An 18,137-nucleotide genomic window follows, 5' to 3' on the forward strand; every position below is an offset into this window, starting at 1 on the left:
AATAAATGAATGAAGCGATAGAACCACTCAATCCGATAGCGTTTCAGCTGGGGCCGTTAGCCGTCCATTGGTACGGAATCATTATCGGCCTCGGTGCTTTGCTGGGGCTTTGGATTGCCATGAGAGAAAGTGAGAAACGAGGACTGCAGAAAGATATTTTTATCGATCTCGTCCTTTTTGCGATCCCAATCGCGATTATTTGCGCACGGATTTATTACGTTGCATTTGAATGGGATTATTATGCCGAACATCCGGGGGAAATCATAAAAATCTGGAAGGGTGGCATCGCGATTCACGGCGGCTTAATCGGTGCCATTTTGACAGGCTATGTCTTTTCGAGAGTGAAAAACATTTCTTTCTGGAAGCTTGCGGATATCGCGGCGCCAAGCATTTTGCTCGGTCAGGCGATCGGCCGCTGGGGAAACTTTGTCAATCAAGAGGCACACGGGGAGGCGGTCAGCAGAGCCTTTTTAGAAAATCTGCACCTGCCTGAGTTTATCATCAATCAAATGTACATCAACGGCCAATATTATCATCCTACTTTTTTATATGAATCACTATGGAGCTTTGTCGGCGTTATTATGTTGCTGCTTTTGCGCAGAGCGAATTTGCGGAGAGGCGAGCTGTTTTTAATCTATATCATTTGGTATTCAATCGGAAGGCTCTTTATTGAAGGAATGCGGACTGACAGCTTAATGCTGACAAGTTCGCTTCGCATCGCTCAGGTGATCTCAATCGTATTGATTGTTTTGGCTGTAGCAGCAATCATCTTCAGACGCGTCAAGGGGTACTCGGCGAAACGTTACGCAGAGTAGACGGTAACAAAGGGGGATGAGGGATGAAGAAGATTTTTCTGGCCGGTCTTGCGGCAGGTCTTCAAACAACATGGACACTCGGCAAAGTCATTTTTCCGGTAACGCTGGTGGTCACTTTGCTTCAGCATACGCCTGTCATGGATTGGCTGGTACGGCTGATTACACCAGTGATGGGCCTATTCGGGCTTTCCGGTGAAGCGGCGATCCCGCTTGTTCTTGGGAATATGCTGAATCTGTACGCGGGAATTGCCGGGATATTGACACTGGATTTATCCGTGAAGGAAGTTTTTATCTTAGCGGTGATGCTTTCATTCTGTCATAACTTGATTATCGAATCGACAGTCGCAGCAAAGGTCGGGATCAGGATTGGCATCATATTGGCAGTGCGCATTGGTTTGGCAGCTGTTTCTGCAATCGTCATCAATCTCATCTGGCATGGCGGGCAGGAAACGGCGCAGTACGGTTTTATCGCTGCAAGGGGTGATGCGCCTGACGGCTGGCTGGCGATGCTGGCCGAGGCTTTAATGAAAGCCGGTCTTGGCGTTTTGCAGCTGGCGGCAATTGTGATCCCGCTGATGATCATCATTCAATTTATGCGAGACTTAGGCTGGCTGCACACGTTTTCGAAGTGGCTGTCTCCGTTTACGCAGATGCTCGGCATGAATAAAAATACCTCGATGACAATGGTGGCCGGCTTGACAATCGGTCTGGCCTACGGAGCGGGTGTCATGATTAAAGCAGTCGAAGATGACGGCGTTGGCAGGCGCGACATGACACTGGCCTTTATTTTTCTCGTTGCCTGCCATGCCGTCGTTGAAGACACACTTGTCTTTATTCCGCTTGGCATTCCAGTTTGGCCGCTTCTGCTGATCCGGGTCACTACGGCTGTGCTGCTGACGATGGCTATATCGTATACGTGGAAAAAATGGAAACCCTCAGCGGTTGGAAAGGAAGCAGTATGACTGATAAACAAGTTACGACAATTCTGTTTGATTTAGACGGAACCCTTATTAATACGAATGAATTAATTATCGCGTCATTTTTGCATACGCTGGAGCATTATTACCCGAGCCGCTATAAACGTGAAGATGTGCTTGCGTTTATCGGCCCGTCTCTTTTTGAAACGTTTTCTTCAATGGATGCTGAGAAAACTGAAGATATGATCAGCATGTACAGAACATACAATCACCAGATGCATGACACACTTGTCACCGAATATGAAACGGTTTATGAAACGCTGGATGAACTAAAAAAAGCAGGCTTTACATTAGGAATTGTGACAACAAAATTAAGAGATACTGTCAATATGGGCCTTAAGCTGACGGGCATCGGCGAATTTTTCGAAACCGTTGTTACACTTGATGACGTCACGATGGCAAAACCTGATCCCGAGCCTGTTCTGCTGGCGCTGAAACAGCTGGGAAGCGAGCCTACGGAAGCCATCATGGTCGGCGACAACTATCATGATATTCTGGCGGGTAAAAACGCCGGTACAAAAACAGCCGGGGTCGCTTGGACGATTAAAGGCCCGGAAGCGCTGGCGAAACATGAGCCTGACTATATGCTTGAGAAAATGAGTGATCTATTACAAATCGTTGGAGTGAAGTAATCTGTGAGAAAAACAGATCGGCATCCTGTATCAGGTGCTAACTCACTGTGGCATGTCTATCAAACGGTGCCTTTTTTGAAGGTAGTGAAGAATTTTATGATTATTCAAATCGCGAGATACACACCGTTTATAGGGATGAAAAACTGGCTGTACCGTACATTTTTGCGGATGAAGGTCGGAAAGCAGACATCCTTTGCCCTCATGGTGATGCCCGATATTATGTTTCCGGAAAAGATCTCAGTCGGAACGAATTCAATCATCGGATACAATACGACCATTTTGGCCCATGAGTATTTAATTCAGGAGTATCGAACCGGTAAAGTCCTGATCGGAGACGAAGTGATGATCGGAGCCAACACGACCATTCTGCCAGGCGTAGAAATAGGGGATGGCGCAGTCGTGTCTGCCGGAACGCTTGTCCATAAGGATGTGCCAGCCGGAGCATTTGTCGGCGGAAATCCGATGAAAATCATATACACAAGGGAAGAAATGCAGGAAAGAATAAAAAGCCCGCTGAATAAATAGCGCGGGCTTTTTCTGTATATTAAAATTGGGTATTGTTTTTTTCCGTTACGTGCTGGACGCCGATCCATTTCTTGCCGACGTTGGAGTATCTTGTGTTCGTCATGGTGACAGTGCTCGTTTTACTGTCCGTACGGAAAATCGCTTCCTTCATGTTTGTGATGGTGCATCTGTCGATAATGACATCGGTATGGAAGGTCGACCCGCCCAGCTGTCTAATAAACTTTCCGCCGTTATCCGCAGTGAAGTTTTTCACTGTAAACGTGCTGGCTTTATTGATTTGAAAGATTTTATCAGAAGCTTTTTGAGCAGAACCGCCGTCAATGGTTACTTTTCCTTCCTTCTTCACAGTTAACGCGTCCTCACCGACATCTTCCCACGTCACATTCTGAATGTTAACGTTTCCATAAGTGTGCACGCCATCAGCAGCAGGAGCTCCGAGCACTACATTTTTCAGAGTTGCTCCGTCTTCCACACGAAAAACAGGCTTTTGGTTTTCGGATTGGCTTCCGTCACCCAATTCTTTTCCTGCTACAAACCGCTGTCCCTTCCCGTCATATGTTGTATTTTTTGGCACGATAATTGTTTCATGAACCACTTTGTCAGCTGCAAAAGCAGTTGATGTCTGAAACTGGCTGAAGCCCATAACCAAACTGAACATAAATAGGATAGACACGATTTTTTTCAATGATAAAATCCTCCCCGGATATCTTTAGTTTTGTAAGAGAAGCGTCAGCATCTTGCACCGGCTTCTCTCACATAGATCGGGGCAAGGCTGAATCTGTTTTAATCATAAAAATAGCCAGCCTGAAAGTAAAGACAAATTTGGATGGAAAATGGAAAATGCGTCATTGTTACCTGATGTAAACATCAAGCATGAGTATTGGCGTATTTGCTCAGGAGAGAGCATAAGAAAAGCTTGTGAAAGCGGGCAGCTTTACTTTTGAACGACGATGGCTTGGCTGCCCATTTGCACCCACGCTTTTTCGAAGCTGGTCCGGTCTGTTTTTCTGTTTTTATAGCCATAAGGGTCATTCACATACACGTAATTTTCATCATAACCCGTGACGGCGACACTGTGTTCGCTGTACGTGATATCGATCGTTCCGTTTGGCGTTTTCCATGTCTGCATGTTGTCAACCGGCGTAAAGTTGGCTGTCGTGATAACCCAAACCGGGTTGCCTTTCTCAAGCTGCTCATAAACAGCAGAGATGCTTTTTCCTGTCAGATCAGAAACGCTGTCCCCCGCATAGGTTTTAGCGAGCTGATAGATCGGGCCGTGATAGACACCTAGCCCCGGGCCGTTCGCCATATCACCGACAAATCCGTCATTCGGATCACCTTTTAATCCGCTGCTGTATGTCAAAGGCACTGTTGCGATCTGGTTTGCCAGTGTATTCTTTGTCACGTTGTATCCCGCATAGTGCAGCACCATCGCAAGGCTCGTCACCTCACAGCCATTATAGAGCTTTGGGGCATCCATCTGATTGAAAAGCGTGACGTCCATCGGCTCAGCGCTTCCTTTCAGTTTCTTCTCTTTGTTTGCTGCTTCAGATTCATTCTTCGTTGCACCTAAATCAATTTTGAAAAACGAAATATCTATATCTTTTGCATATATTTTGATGCCGAAGAAAATGACAGCAGAAAGTATGATCAGTACACATAACGTTCGCAGTGTTTTCATCTTTAACTCCTTGTTCTCTATTTGATTTGTATTATAGCATGCCAAACATCAAGAATTTGAGATATGACCTACCTTTCATCATTTATTCATGACTTTTTCATATTTAGAGGAGGATTTCTGAACGAAAAAGATTCGTGCGAAAGTTAAGCATTGATTTCCATTCTTTCATCTGCTAACATATTATCATATTAGCGAACTAAAGGATTCGGAATTTTCCTTCAAACAATTACGGAGGTGCTCGGGTTGATGTTTATGTTTGAAAAACCGCACGGCATGAGAGATACACTGCCCGGTTTATATGAAACGAAAAAAAAGGTAAGGCAATCCTTAACCGATATGATAGACAAATGGGGCTATCAATTTATGGAAACACCGACGCTGGAATTTTACGATACGGTTGGTGTGCAGTCAGCAATTGAAGAGCAGCAGCTGTTTAAGCTTCTGGATCAGGATGGAAAGACACTGGTGCTTCGCCCGGATATGACAGGGCCGATCGCAAGGGTGGCGGCATCAAAGCTGCTGAAACATGATCATCCCCTCAGAGTCGGCTATGCGGCAAATGTGTTCAGAGCCCAGGAACGCGAGGGCGGACGTCCTGCCGAGTTTGAGCAGGTTGGAGTGGAATTGATCGGTGATGGCACGACAAGTGCGGACGCAGAGGTCATTGCCTTAGTAGTCGGTGCGTTAAAAAATGCCGGCTTGACTTCATTTAAAATTGCAATCGGCCACGCAGGCATTGCAGATGCCCTGTTTGTCGAGGTGCTCGGGAATGTTGAACGAGCGGACGTGCTGCGGAGGTTTTTATATGAAAAGAATTATGTCGGCTACAGAGAGCACGTCAAATCTCTTCCGCTTTCCTCCATTGATAAAAACAGATTGCTTGAGCTTCTCGAATTGCGAGGGAGCATAGAAGTATGCAGACGTGCTGAAGAAATCGTCGATTCAGCGCAAGGTAAAAGTGTGGTTGATGAACTGAAGGCGCTGTGGGAGATTCTTGAGGACTACGGATGTACGGAAAATGTCCGTCTTGATCTGAATATGGTCAGCCATATGAGCTACTACACTGGGATTTTATTTGAAGTGTACGCGAATAATGTCGGCTTTGTGATTGGCAGCGGCGGCCGTTATAACAAGCTTCTGGGACATTTTAATTCACCGGCGCCGGCGACGGGTTTTGGGCTTCGGATTGACCGGATGATTGAAGCGCTCCATATGAAAGACGAACCTTGTGAAATGGATGCTGTCATTTTCAGCAAAGAACAGCGGGTGCAGGCCATCGCTTTTGCAAATGAAGAGCGTTTGAAAGGTAAAAAAGTTGTTCTTCAGGATTTACTGGGGATTGAAAATATTGATCAGATGACAAAATCATTTGCGAATGTCACCTATTTTATCGGTGCCAGAAAGGAAGAGCAAAATGGGTAAGTTACTCACAATGGCAATGCCGAAGGGGCGAATATTTGAAGAAGCAGCAGGGCTGCTGCGGCAGGCGGGATACAAGCTGCCGGAAGAGTTTGAGGATTCCAGAAAGCTGATCATCGATGTGCCGGAGGAAAATCTCCGCTTCATTTTAGCAAAGCCGATGGATGTCACCACATATGTGGAGCACGGCGTGGCAGACGTCGGAATTGCGGGGAAGGATGTCATGCTGGAGGAAGAACGCGATGTATATGAGGTACTGGATTTGAAAATCAGCAAATGCCATCTGGCGGTTGCCGGACTTCCAGATACAGACTGGAGCGGCGTCGCGCCGAGAATCGCCACAAAGTATCCGAATGTGGCTTCCAGTTATTTTAGGGAGCAGGGAGAGCAAGTCGAGATTATTAAACTGAACGGCTCTATCGAGTTGGCACCTCTTATCGGGCTTGCGGACAGAATAGTCGACATCGTATCAACGGGACAGACGCTCAAAGAAAACGGACTCGTTGAAACAGAGCATATTTGTGATATCACCTCCCGCTTTATCGTCAACCCAGTAAGCTATCGCATGAAGGATGATGTCATCGACGAAATGGCATCCCGTTTATCTCTTGTTGTGGAAGGAGAAACGGCAAAATGAAAATCAAAACGATCAGCGGCGCGGACCGGCTTTCTCTCAAGCGGTCAATTGACTCCGGAACGGAAGAACAAAGAAAAGCGGTCCGATCCATTATTGAACATGTAAAAGCAAACGGTGATCAGGCCGTTCGTGACTACACGGCCAAGTTTGACGGCATCAAGCTCGACAGTGCATTGGTCACAACAGAAGAAATTGAAGAAGCATACAGCTTGCTGGATCCCCAGCTGCTGCAGGTGATCAGGCAAGCGATCAAAAACATTACTGAATATCACGAAAGGCAGCTTCAGTCTTCCTGGTTTTATCACAGAAAGGATGGCACAATGCTGGGACAGAAAGTGACAGCACTTGATTCTGCCGGCGTTTATGTGCCGGGCGGAACTGCCGCATATCCGTCATCTGTTTTGATGAATGTCATTCCGGCGCTTACAGCGGGCGTGGAAAGAATTGTTCTTGTCACACCTCCGGGAAAAGACGGACGGCTGTCTCCGGGAGTCTTAGCTGCCGCTGCCGAGCTGGGCATTAAAGATATATACAAAATGGGAGGGGCTCAGGCAATTGCGGCGCTGGCGTACGGAACAGAAACCATTGAGCCGGTGGATAAAATCACAGGCCCGGGAAATATTTATGTCGCGCTTGCCAAACGAGAGGTGTTCGGTGATGTCGATATTGATATGATTGCCGGACCGAGTGAAATCGTCGTGCTGGCTGATGAAACAGCTATCCCGCGGGAAATTGCCGCTGACCTGCTGTCACAGGCGGAACACGACATGCTCAGCTCATGTGTGCTTGTCACAGATTCCATGCCGCTGGCTGAGGCCGTTTCAGCCGAGGTGAACGAGCAGCTTAAAACCTTGCCGCGCAGAGATATTGCGGAAGCTTCAGTGAGAGATTATGGATCTATTTATGTGGCTGAAACGATAGATGAAGCGGTCAATACAGTCAATACGCTCGCCCCGGAGCATTTAGAAATCATCACACAGTCTCCCGAAGCTTTGCTTGGCAATATCAAGCACGCAGGTGCGATTTTCTTAGGCCGATACAGCCCTGAACCGGTCGGAGATTATTTTGCCGGACCGAACCATGTGCTCCCGACAAATGGAACGGCCAGATTTTCAAGCCCATTAAACGTCACGGATTTTCAAAAGAAATCGAGCATTATTTCATACAGCCAATCAGCCTTTGAAGAACATGCGGATAGCATTGCGGCTTTTGCCAGACTGGAAGGATTAGAAGCGCATGCGAGATCAATCGAAGCGAGAGAACGGAGGAATTCAAAATGAGAAAAGCGGAGCGCGCCAGAAAAACAAACGAAACGGATATAGAGCTGGCATTCGCAATAGACGGTGAAGGGCAAGCAGAAATCAAAACAGATGTGCCGTTTATGACGCATATGCTGGATCTGTTCACAAAACACGGGCAATTTGATCTTTCCATTCATGCAAAAGGCGATGTCGATATTGATGATCACCATACAACTGAAGATATCGGCATTTGCTTAGGGCAGGCTTTGCTTGAAGCACTAGGCGATAAAAAAGGAATTAAACGCTACGGCTCGGCGTTTGTGCCGATGGATGAGGCGCTTGCTCAGGTGGTGATTGATTTAAGCAATCGGCCGCACTTAGAAATGCGTGCTGACTTTCCGGCAGCGAAAGTCGGAACTTTCGATACTGAGCTTGTACATGAATTTTTATGGAAGCTGGCGCTTGAAGCACGGATGAACTTGCACGTGATCGTTCATTACGGCTCAAATACGCACCATATGATAGAAGCTGTTTTTAAAGCATTAGGACGTGCGCTTGATGAAGCGACAACGATTGACCCGCGTGTCAAAGGGATTCCGTCAACGAAAGGGATGCTGTAAATGATCGGTGTGATAGATTACGGAATGGGCAATTTATACAGCGTCTCAAAGGCGCTGGAGCGTGTCGGCGTGCCGTACTTTGTTTCTGGCATGCCAGAGAAGCTGAGGAAAGCCGATGCTTTCATTTTGCCGGGAGTCGGGTCATTTGGGGATGCGATGGACAATTTGCGCAACGCCAAACTCGATCAATTCATTCAAGATATGGTATCAGAGGGGAGACTGCTTCTTGGGATCTGCCTTGGCATGCAGCTATTGTTTGATGAGAGCGAAGAGCATGGAACCGCTGCAGGCCTCGGTTTGTTAGAGGGAAAAGCAGTCAGGCTGAAGCCGGAAGATCAGGAGGGAAACAAGCTGAAGGTTCCGCATATGGGATGGAACCGCCTTTCCTTTCATAACGAATCTCCGCTGCTGGCAGGAGTGGAGGAAGGCTATGCTTATTTTGTCCATTCCTATTATATTGACGGAATGGATGACGGCGCGCTTTTGGCAAGCGCCGAGTACGGTGTGCGGGTGCCTGCGGTTGTCGGAAAAGAGAACATCTTCGGCGCCCAGTTTCACCCGGAAAAAAGCAGCACGGTCGGAATGTCTATCTTAATCCAATTCACAAAAATGGCAGCAGAACAGAAGGTGAAAAAATGAGTGTTTTTACATTATACCCGGCCATTGATATGAGAAACGGCAAATGCGTACGCCTCGTTCAAGGTGATTACAGCAAGGAAACTGTATACGGTGATTCACCGTTCGACATGGCCTCTTTATTTGCGAGTGAAGGGGCTGAATGGATTCATCTTGTTGATCTTGACGGCGCGAAGGAAGGAAAAAAAGTAAATGACCGTCATGTCATCGAAATTGTACAAAAGCTCAATCTGAAAGTCGAAATCGGCGGCGGCATTCGTTCGGAAAGCGACGTCTACGATTACTTATCGGCAGGAGTCGATCGCGTGATCCTGGGAAGCTCTGCTGTTTCTGATCCGCCGTTTGTAAAAAAAATGCTGAAAGAGTATGGCGAAAGGATAGCCATCGGGCTGGACGCAAGAAACGGCTTTGTTTCAACAGAAGGGTGGCTGGAAACATCAAGTCTTAAGGCGGCTGAACTCGGCAAAGAGCTCGCCAACGAAGGCGCAGAAGTTTTTATTTTTACTGATATCGCGACAGACGGGATGCTGTCAGGCCCCAATATCGAAAGCACAGTGGAACTCGCAAAGGAAACCGGAAAATCTGTCATCGCCTCTGGCGGAGTCAGCTCCGTTGCGGACCTTGAAGCTCTTGCCCGTTATCATGCGAATGGGGTTTCTGGAGCGATTATCGGAAAAGCACTGTATACCAACCAGTTTACACTTGGCGAGGCGCTTGAAAGGATGAAGGGGAAATGATAACAAAACGGATTATCCCATGTCTTGATGTGAAAGAAGGGCGCGTTGTCAAAGGGATTCAATTTCTTGAGCTGAAGGATGCCGGCGACCCTGTCGAGCTGGCGGAAGTATACGATCAGGAAGGCGCAGATGAACTGGTGTTTCTTGATATTTCTGCCTCGCATGAAGGCCGCAAAACGATGGTTGACGTCGTAGAGCAGGTTGCTGCAAAGCTTGCGATTCCGTTTACAGTCGGAGGCGGCATCAATCAGCTTAGCGATATGAAAACGATTCTGCGTGCCGGCGCGGACAAAGTTTCTGTAAACACGGCAGCTGTTCTCCGTCCCGAGCTGATTACCGAAGGCGCGGAGTTTTTCGGCTCTCAATGTATCGTACTCGCCATAGACGCCAAGTACGACGAAGAGTCTGACACATATAAAGTTTACACGCATGGCGGCAGAAAGAAAACGGATTGGGAAGTTACAGCATGGGCGAAGGAAGCTGTCAAACGCGGAGCCGGAGAAATCCTCCTGACCAGCATGGACTCAGATGGGGAGAAAAAGGGCTTTGACCACAGGCTGACAAAGCTCGTGTCAGAAGGTGTTCCGGTTCCTGTCATCGCCTCAGGGGGAGCAGGAAACGCGCAGCATATGCTCGAGGCTTTTACAAAAGGGGAAGCGGACGCCGCGCTGGCTGCCTCCATTTTTCATTATAAAGAAACATCAATTAGAGAAGTGAAATCATATTTGAAAGAGCACGGGGTGAATGTGAGATGAAACAGGCAGATGAACTGCGTTTTAACGAAGACGGATTAATCCCTGCCATCGTGCAGGACGCGTCAAGCAAAGAAGTGCTGACACTTGCATATATGAACAGGGAATCATACGAAAAAACACTGGAAACGAAAGAAACGTGGTTTTACAGCCGCTCGCGGCAAGAGCTATGGCACAAGGGAGAAACATCGGGGAATACGCAAGGCGTCAAGGGCATTCGATATGACTGCGACCAAGATGCACTGGTCGTGCTTGTAGAGCCGTCCGGTCCGGCATGCCACACAGGCAGCTACAGCTGTTTTACAAAGGAACAGACAGAAGAACAAACTTCCGGCCGATTTGACATCTTAAGCGAGCTGGAGCGCGTCATCGCAGAACGCCAAGCGGAAATGCCTGAAGGAGCTTACACCACTTACCTTTTCGATGAAGGCGTCGATAAGATTTTGAAAAAAGTCGGTGAAGAAGCATCAGAAGTCATCATCGCCGCCAAAAACCGTGATCACGAGGAACTGAAATGGGAAGCGGCAGACCTGCTGTATCATCTCCTTGTCCTGCTCAGAGAACAAGCATTACCGCTGGATGATGTGCTGGAAGTGCTGAGAAAACGCCATTCTGAATAGTAAATGGAAAGAGCCTATGGATAACGGCTCTTTTTTTATTGTAAGAAAAATGTAATGGGTATTTAGTAATGGGATGAGTGTTTCACATTCCGAATGGATAAAAGAAGGTCAAAACCAAGTCTGATTTCCTATTTATCCAAATTCCGCCATGATGTAACATGGAAAAGGATAATATAATCACCCTGCAACCGGGTCAATAGTATTACTTTTGAAAAATAGAATGATCCCACAAAACCCTTGGAGGTTCGTAATGAAAAAGATTATCTTTATTTGCTTCAGCTTATTACTTGCCCTGACAGGAGGATGCAGTATGAACGACAATGATAAAAACACAAATGAAAATAAAACAGAAGCCGTAAAACCAAAAGACATGGATCCAAAAGACCTGCCGCATGTTCCCGCGTTTCAGGATGAGAAAACGAGAGAGTACATGGTGTCAACGAAGGAAGAGGAGCCTGGGTACTATTTGCTGGAGTCTAAGTTGAAGGGGTTTAGGATGTTGTTTCCGGCGGATGGGGAGTATCTATCAAGAAGGTCATCTTTAACTGGGAAAAACAAAGAAAGTATTGGATTTAATAGTTATGATAAAGACACCAATGTAATGTTTGATGGCCATGTAACATATTACAAAGAAGAAAGTTTTGTGAATGAACCTGAGACAATGCTAGATATTGTTAGTGGAAAAAATGATTATAAAGGTGAATACAAAAAAAGTAGCAAAAAGAAAACGGATATCTACTTTGCTAAGAAAAAAGACATCTTTGACGATATTGATAGAAAATATAATTATTCATACAGTTACTTCGGGTATGTGAAATCTACAGAAGAAGATAACTTAGGATTAGAATACGCCTTTACTTTCGGATGCAAAAATGAAAATCAACCATGCTCCTTAGATGAAGAAAAGGCTAAAAATAAAGTAGAGAAATTAATTAATTCTATCACCTTTTTAATAGATAAAAAGGAGAAATAAGATGGAAAATAAAAATGTATTTGAGAATGAGAACGTAAAGTTACGGCTAATTGATTTAGAATATGACTATAAACAAAAGTTTGCCTCAATCAATGCAAGTGAAGTTAAGGAAGCCAAAGCGGATTTCGAAGCAGATGTACGGAGAATTTATAAAGAGGAAACCCGCCACGATCTTCCGGAGAATACAAAAATTGAAATATATACCTCCAGTGAACTTGTAAACCAGAATACAAGTATAGAAAGTTCGACCAGAGAATCAGGTTACGATGGGACGGCAATCCATATAATAGATAAGAAAAAACATATCGATCAGCTTCATATTATTTCAGAAGGCAGTGCTGATAATAAGGATTGGTCGTATAACTTTTTTGGTCTTTTTTTAGGAATCGATCATAGTCAGTATGAGGCTACAAAGGAGTTTACTAAAAAAGCAAAGAAAGCAGCAGGTGACTCGGAGGATTTAAAAACATTCGCCTTAGGACATTCCCTTGCTAATAATAACCAAGTAATGGTGCAATTGATTAATGGAGACTATGATGAGGTTTATGGTGTAAATGGGGCTCAAGTCAATATCGATCAATTACTTGAAACTGATGAAAGTTTATATAGATATGTTATTAGGAAATTTAGTTATAAATACGAAGATATTGATTCTATCCCACCAGAAAAGCTAAAAAAAGAAATCCAAAAATATTATGAAGACAAAGGCGTGACAGCAAACATCACCCAACGCATCTCAAAAGATGACCCGCTGTACGGAGTCAGCGGCAAGGCGGATTTCATTACATTCGGCGATGTGAAGATGGCGGATACGAACACAAGTGTGAAAGGCATCAGAAACATTATGGATGGGATTCCTGATGAAGACGTAAGGTCGATGCAGGAATACCTTCAAAAATATAAGGACGACTATGAAAAAGACGGCTTAAACGGTTTTGTAAAGGCAGCCAGCGGAATAGACATAGAATTGATAGAAAAAGTAAAGCATACAGCCGGCGTTTTAGCGAAAGCAAGTGTTGTTTATGAAAATTTTGATGATGTTAAGCAAATGTATGGCCGAATTAAAGAGCAGCTGCCAGCCTTTTTAGGTTTTCTTCACACCCTGTTGGGAAACAGCGGGCCTATTGTAGATCAGCTTGCTGAAAATGGTTATATTGATGATACACAGAAAAAAGTCATAAAAAAAGAGTTATCTAATCTTAATGCGAGTATGAAAGGTATAGAATTACAATACGATGATTTCATTGATCATCTAAAGCATGGCCAATTCACGCAAGCTCTAAATGATGTTGGTAAAATTGTGGAGTATGTAAAATCAATGATTTCTTCTTTTGAAACACTCGACACAGAAACAAAAGACGCATTAAAACTCATCGTCGACGGCCACAGCATCGTTCAAATGCTGAACGCATTAACAAAGGAAAAAGGATTTAGCTATAAGGGTTCTGATATTTACTTTACAGGGAAGGGCGGCTCGGGAGAAACGATTAAAGTCAATATCTCTTCCGCTGTCAGAATCTATCAAAACGGCATGAAGATAGTTGAAGATATGGAAGATGCGATTTCTGCGTACCAAAAGGTATTCCGTCAGGAAATCGATGAGGAGTTTATAGACAAAAAACAGGCAATCATCACGTCGATTCAACATATGGAAGAAAACCCTTCGCATTATGCCTTCGATCTTCAATTCCGGCTTGCGGCCGGTTTCAGTCACACATTCGATAAATTAGAGAAAATATCAGTTCATGAATCGTTCCATACAGGTGCTCTCCCTGCTAATGACGGAATTGTTGCAGAACTAAAAAAACAGACATCGGAAAAAAAGAACTTTATCAAAAATATCCGCGAGAGCATCGAAAAGCTATTTGAAAAAGAAGAAATGATCTCACAGTTATTCGATTTTCAGCCTTAGGAGGAATAGACAGAGTGACTTCCTTATTTTCAGAAAGTGAAACAGAAGTTGTATCAACCACCTATATGTTTCTAACCCATGACGAAATGAAGGGGAAAGCAGGCAGTCTCAATAAACCCATTAACGACATTCTCAGCCTGACTAAAAAATTTGAGTCTGCATTAAAAGAAGAAATCAAAGGGCAAAAAGGAATGATTGTCAAAAAAATAAAAGAAGAGCTTGAATCGAAAAGCGAAAAGCAGAAAACTGCACTTCAAACGATAAAAGTAGAGCATACTGCAAAGGTTGACCGGTTCAAGATGATCATTGAAGACCTGAGGCAGCAAGAGGTTACCTTAACGTATCGAAAAAAGAAGCCCGAAAAGGATCTATAAGATGAAACGTCTCCTATTCGAGTCATGAATAGGGGATTTTTATTTTCAGTGTACAAGAAAAATATACTGAAAAAGTCTCTCTCCATTGTTATGATTTAGAAAGAGTAAAAATAATCCTATTATATTCCGTTCAACCTTGCTGACCGCGTAAAGGGATTGAAACAGGAGGAAAAATACTATGTCAACACAGCAACCTAAAAGAAAATTCAAAGCCTTTTTTGCATTAGTGAAACAGACAAACCCATCCTATGGAAAGCTCGCTTTTGCGCTGATTCTCAGTATTGTGACAACACTGGTCAGCCTGCTGATTCCTTTATTAACGAAACAGCTTGTCGACGGTTTTTCCATGTCAGCGCTGTCCGGCACGCAAATCGGGCTGATCGCGCTCGTTTTTCTTATTCAGGCCGCTTTAAGCGCCTACGCTACATACGCGCTAAACTATAGCGGGCAAAAAATCATCTCTGGGTTAAGGGATTTATTATGGAAGAAATTAATTAAGCTTCCTGTATCTTATTTTGATACTAACGCTTCCGGTGAAACTGTCAGCCGGGTCACGAATGATACGATGGTGGTAAAAGAGCTGATCACCAGCCATATCAGCGGATTTATAACAGGCATCATTTCGGTCATTGGATCACTCACCATCTTATTCATTATGAACTGGAAGCTGACGCTGCTTGTTTTAGTAGTTGTTCCATTAGCGGCGCTGATTTTAGTGCCAATCGGCCAGAAGATGTTCTCCATTTCTCGGGAAACTCAAGATGAAACCGCACGTTTTACAGGGTTGCTCAATCAAATACTTCCGGAAATCAGGCTTGTGAAGGCTTCAAATGCAGAGGAAGTCGAATACAAACGCGGAAAGCTGGGGATTTCTTCATTATTCCAGCTGGGGGTTCGTGAAGCGAAGGTGCAATCGCTTGTTGGGCCGCTTATTTCTCTCGTATTAATGGCCGCACTCGTGGCTGTTATTGGATACGGCGGTATGCAGGTGTCATCAGGCGAATTGACTGCGGGGGCACTCGTGGCTTTTATTTTATATTTGTTTCAAATCATTATGCCGATGGGCCAGATTACAACGTTCTTCACACAGCTGCAAAAATCAATCGGTGCAACGGAACGGATGATTGAGATATTGGCAGAGGAAGAGGAAGATACCGTCACAGGAAACAAAATTGACAACGCGCATCTGCCTATCCGGCTTGATCAGGTGTCCTTTGGCTATAAGCCTGAGCAGCTGATCTTGAAGGATATCAGCGCCGTGATTGAAGCGGGAAAAGTAACAGCAATTGTTGGGCCGAGCGGCGGCGGGAAAACCACGCTGTTTAAACTGCTTGAACGTTTTTATTCTCCGACTGAAGGGACCATTCGGCTGGGAGACGAGCCGGTGGATACGTATTCGCTCGAATCGTGGCGTCAGCATATTGGCTACGTGTCACAGGAAAGTCCGTTAATGTCGGGAACGATCAGAGACAATATTTGTTATGGGCTGGAACGTGAGGTAACGGATGCCGAAATCGAAAAAGCAGCGGAGATGGCATACGCTCTTAATTTTATAAAGGAGCTGCCGAATCAGCTTGATACTGAAGTGGGCGAACGCGGCATTATGCTGTCGGGCGGACAGAGACAAAGAATTGCGATTGCCAGGGCGCTTCTCCGTGATCCGAGCATCCTGATGCTTGATGAAGCCACATCCAGCCTCGACAGCCAATCTGAAAAATCAGTGCAGCAGGCACTTGAGGTGCTGATGGAAGGCCGTACAACAATTGTCATCGCTCACCGCTTATCGACTGTTGTAGATGCTGATCAGCTATTATTTGTTGAAAAAGGGGAAATTACGGGACGCGGCACGCACCATGAATTAATGGCTTCCCATGACCTTTACAGAGATTTTGCTGAACAGCAGCTTAAAATGAATGCGGATTTAGAAAACAAAGCCGGGTAAATTCTGGTCGATTCAGCCAGTAAAAAAAAGAGGAGGGATTTTCCCAATCCTTCCTTTTGAACTATTGAGGGGCTTACGATTTATGGTATACTACTGACGGTAATATTGTATAAAACGGAGGGTAGTTGTGGGAAAACACACTTCTGAACATAAAAATCACGCACAAATTGTCCAGCTGCTTCAAGATGGACATTATTTTTTTCATAAAGGTTTGAAAGCGTATAAAGAACGCAATCTGAAGCGGGCAAGCAAACTGATCCAGCGCGCGGTTCATTTGGAACCGAAGGATTCAGAGATGCTTTCGCAGCTTGCGGTCATTTATTCTGAGATGGGGCAATACCAGGAATCAAACGATTTGCTTGATTATATTTTGGCGAATCTTGAGACGGAAATGCCGGAATGCCATTATTTTAAAGCAAATAACTTTGCCCATCTGGGACTCTTTCAGGAAGCTTATAAAGAAGCTGCCGCTTATTCAGACGCTGATCCGGACGGTGAATTTTCCGAAGAGAATGATAGTCTGCTTGAACTGCTTGATTTAGGAGACGGCGGGCCTGAGGATTCTTTATATGATCAGGATGAATTGCTTATCAAACAGGACCGGGCGAAGTCCTTGCTTGAAAGCGGTCAGCTTGCTGAAGCCGTTGCGGCCCTTGAGGAAATCACACACGAATATCCTGAGCTTTGGTCCGCTTATAATAATCTCGCCCTTGCCCACTTTTATTCCGGCAATGTTGTGAAAGCGAAGCAAACGGCTTATCAAGTGCTGAATAATAATGAAGGAAATCTTCACGCATTATGTAATCTTCTCGTTTTCTACTATTATGAAAGAGAAGATGAAAAGGTGGCAGAGCTGAGTGATCAGCTTTCAAATGTATATCCGATGTTATTTGAACAGCGCTATAAACTGGGTGCCACTCTGTCGCTTGTCGGCCGGTATGATATCGGGTACAAATGGCTCAGATCACTATATAAAAGCGGTTTTGAAGGAGACGACACATTCTACTACTGGCTCTCGTGCTCTGCTTACTTTACGGGCCATAAAGAATTTGCCGAAACGGTATGGAGAAAAGTTGAGTCGCAATATCCAGGAGCAGACCGTCCGGCTCCGTGGATTGAGCGGCGGGAAGTACTTCCTTCGTCAGTAGAACAGCGATTGGCGGCCTATTATATCAGCAGCATCAAGGGTGAAACGGAGCATCTTGAGGCCGTGATACGCTCGAAGCGCATCACCGCTCCTTTTGAAAACCATTTTGTTAAGCTGCTTTTGAACGGGGATTCCGCAGCGGCAGATGTGTCAGAGGATGCGCTTTTCGCTTATCAAACGGTTAAATTGCTGGAAGAAGCAGAACAAGATGAGATGAAAACAGAAGTCATGAGCTGCTGGGTATTCCATGTGATACAGCAAATCCGCGCAGCGGGGCCGCTGAAAAATGTGAGCGGATGGGCTGCGGCTATCTACTATATTTGGAAAGAAGCCCATGGCAAACATGACACCAAAAAAGAAACAGCAGCCCAATTTGGCATCTCTCCGGCTACTTTGACGAAATATATGAAATATATTGATGATATTTTAGAATAGTATATTGATTGAGAGTTGATTCACAGAATCAACTCTCTTTTTATTCTAAGAAGTATATTAAG

The 18,137-nt window shown here is 45.0% G+C and carries 19 protein-coding genes; 17 read left to right on the plus strand and 2 right to left on the minus strand.

The annotated features are described in order from the left end of the window. Positions 1-5 precede the first annotated feature (5 nt). The 4 genes from lgt to hprF are packed head-to-tail and all read left to right on the plus strand — an operon-like array spanning position 6 to position 2,949. A complete protein-coding gene (gene lgt / locus CJU60_RS03285) occupies positions 6-815 on the plus strand; it encodes a prolipoprotein diacylglyceryl transferase (RefSeq protein ID WP_095712933.1) in 810 nt (269 codons plus the stop codon). A gap of 23 nt (positions 816-838) precedes the next feature. Next, positions 839-1,777: a nucleoside recognition domain-containing protein gene (locus CJU60_RS03290; protein ID WP_095712934.1), complete on the plus strand. Its 939-nt coding sequence runs from the start codon at positions 839-841 to the stop codon at positions 1,775-1,777. Continuing rightward, positions 1,774-2,424: a pyrophosphatase PpaX gene (gene ppaX / locus CJU60_RS03295; protein ID WP_095712935.1), complete on the plus strand. Its 651-nt coding sequence runs from the start codon at positions 1,774-1,776 to the stop codon at positions 2,422-2,424. Before CJU60_RS03290 ends, ppaX begins: the two co-directional genes overlap by 4 nt. 3 nt (positions 2,425-2,427) lie before the next feature. Continuing rightward, on the plus strand, positions 2,428-2,949 hold the full coding sequence (gene hprF / locus CJU60_RS03300) for a heptaprenylglyceryl phosphate O-acetyltransferase (protein ID WP_095712936.1): 522 nt from the start codon (positions 2,428-2,430) through the stop codon (positions 2,947-2,949). 19 nt (positions 2,950-2,968) lie between these two features. Here the strand turns inward: hprF and pelC are convergent, their stop codons facing one another. Both pelC and CJU60_RS03310 read right to left on the minus strand, forming a co-directional pair. After that, the gene (gene pelC / locus CJU60_RS03305; protein WP_010332018.1) at positions 2,969-3,634 is read right to left on the minus strand and encodes a pectate/pectin lyase PelC; all 666 of its coding nucleotides are present in this window, start codon (positions 3,632-3,634) and stop codon (positions 2,969-2,971) included. A gap of 249 nt (positions 3,635-3,883) precedes the next feature. Continuing rightward, entirely contained in the window at positions 3,884-4,630 is a 747-nt protein-coding gene (locus tag CJU60_RS03310) for a C39 family peptidase (RefSeq protein ID WP_010332017.1), read from the minus strand. Positions 4,631-4,876: 246 nt separating this feature from the next. Here CJU60_RS03310 and CJU60_RS03315 point away from each other — a divergent pair, with 246 nt between their 5' ends. From CJU60_RS03315 to CJU60_RS03375, 13 genes are all read left to right on the plus strand, one after another. Further along, entirely contained in the window at positions 4,877-6,052 is a 1,176-nt protein-coding gene (locus CJU60_RS03315; protein WP_024122984.1) for an ATP phosphoribosyltransferase regulatory subunit, read from the plus strand. Next, positions 6,045-6,686, plus strand: coding sequence for an ATP phosphoribosyltransferase (gene hisG, locus CJU60_RS03320; RefSeq protein WP_024122983.1), 642 nt, complete (start codon positions 6,045-6,047; stop codon positions 6,684-6,686). The genes CJU60_RS03315 and hisG overlap by 8 nt, the downstream gene beginning before the upstream one ends. Then, a complete protein-coding gene (hisD, locus tag CJU60_RS03325; protein WP_095712937.1) occupies positions 6,683-7,966 on the plus strand; it encodes a histidinol dehydrogenase in 1,284 nt (427 codons plus the stop codon). Before hisG ends, hisD begins: the two co-directional genes overlap by 4 nt. Beyond that, complete coding sequence (hisB, locus tag CJU60_RS03330) at positions 7,963-8,547, plus strand: imidazoleglycerol-phosphate dehydratase HisB (protein ID WP_095712938.1); 585 nt, start codon at positions 7,963-7,965, stop codon at positions 8,545-8,547. Before hisD ends, hisB begins: the two co-directional genes overlap by 4 nt. Next, positions 8,548-9,186: an imidazole glycerol phosphate synthase subunit HisH gene (gene hisH, locus CJU60_RS03335; RefSeq protein WP_095712939.1), complete on the plus strand. Its 639-nt coding sequence runs from the start codon at positions 8,548-8,550 to the stop codon at positions 9,184-9,186. Beyond that, the gene (hisA, locus tag CJU60_RS03340) at positions 9,183-9,920 is read left to right on the plus strand and encodes a 1-(5-phosphoribosyl)-5-[(5-phosphoribosylamino)methylideneamino]imidazole-4-carboxamide isomerase (RefSeq protein ID WP_024122979.1); all 738 of its coding nucleotides are present in this window, start codon (positions 9,183-9,185) and stop codon (positions 9,918-9,920) included. Before hisH ends, hisA begins: the two co-directional genes overlap by 4 nt. Continuing rightward, on the plus strand, positions 9,917-10,675 hold the full coding sequence (hisF, locus tag CJU60_RS03345; protein WP_095712940.1) for an imidazole glycerol phosphate synthase subunit HisF: 759 nt from the start codon (positions 9,917-9,919) through the stop codon (positions 10,673-10,675). The genes hisA and hisF overlap by 4 nt, the downstream gene beginning before the upstream one ends. Next, positions 10,672-11,292 (plus strand): bifunctional phosphoribosyl-AMP cyclohydrolase/phosphoribosyl-ATP diphosphatase HisIE, encoded by a 621-nt coding sequence (hisIE, locus tag CJU60_RS03350; protein WP_024122977.1) that lies wholly within the window; start codon positions 10,672-10,674, stop codon positions 11,290-11,292. The genes hisF and hisIE overlap by 4 nt, the downstream gene beginning before the upstream one ends. Positions 11,293-11,542: 250 nt before the next feature. Next, a complete protein-coding gene (locus CJU60_RS03355; protein ID WP_095712941.1) occupies positions 11,543-12,265 on the plus strand; it encodes a lipoprotein YvcA in 723 nt (240 codons plus the stop codon). Position 12,266: 1 nt separating this feature from the next. Beyond that, the gene (locus CJU60_RS03360) at positions 12,267-14,177 is read left to right on the plus strand and encodes a DUF6792 domain-containing protein (RefSeq protein ID WP_095712942.1); all 1,911 of its coding nucleotides are present in this window, start codon (positions 12,267-12,269) and stop codon (positions 14,175-14,177) included. Between the two features lie 14 nt (positions 14,178-14,191). After that, a complete protein-coding gene (locus CJU60_RS03365; RefSeq protein ID WP_095712943.1) occupies positions 14,192-14,551 on the plus strand; it encodes a hypothetical protein in 360 nt (119 codons plus the stop codon). A gap of 178 nt (positions 14,552-14,729) precedes the next feature. Then, the gene (locus CJU60_RS03370) at positions 14,730-16,493 is read left to right on the plus strand and encodes an ABC transporter ATP-binding protein (protein WP_024122973.1); all 1,764 of its coding nucleotides are present in this window, start codon (positions 14,730-14,732) and stop codon (positions 16,491-16,493) included. Positions 16,494-16,620: 127 nt separating this feature from the next. Beyond that, on the plus strand, positions 16,621-18,075 hold the full coding sequence (locus CJU60_RS03375) for a tetratricopeptide repeat protein (protein WP_095712944.1): 1,455 nt from the start codon (positions 16,621-16,623) through the stop codon (positions 18,073-18,075). Positions 18,076-18,137 lie beyond the last annotated feature (62 nt).

Origin of the sequence: Bacillus sp. 7705b, from assembly GCF_002289525.1 — a bacterium.
In the GTDB taxonomy this organism is placed as follows: Bacteria; Bacillota; Bacilli; order Bacillales; family Bacillaceae; genus Bacillus; species Bacillus halotolerans.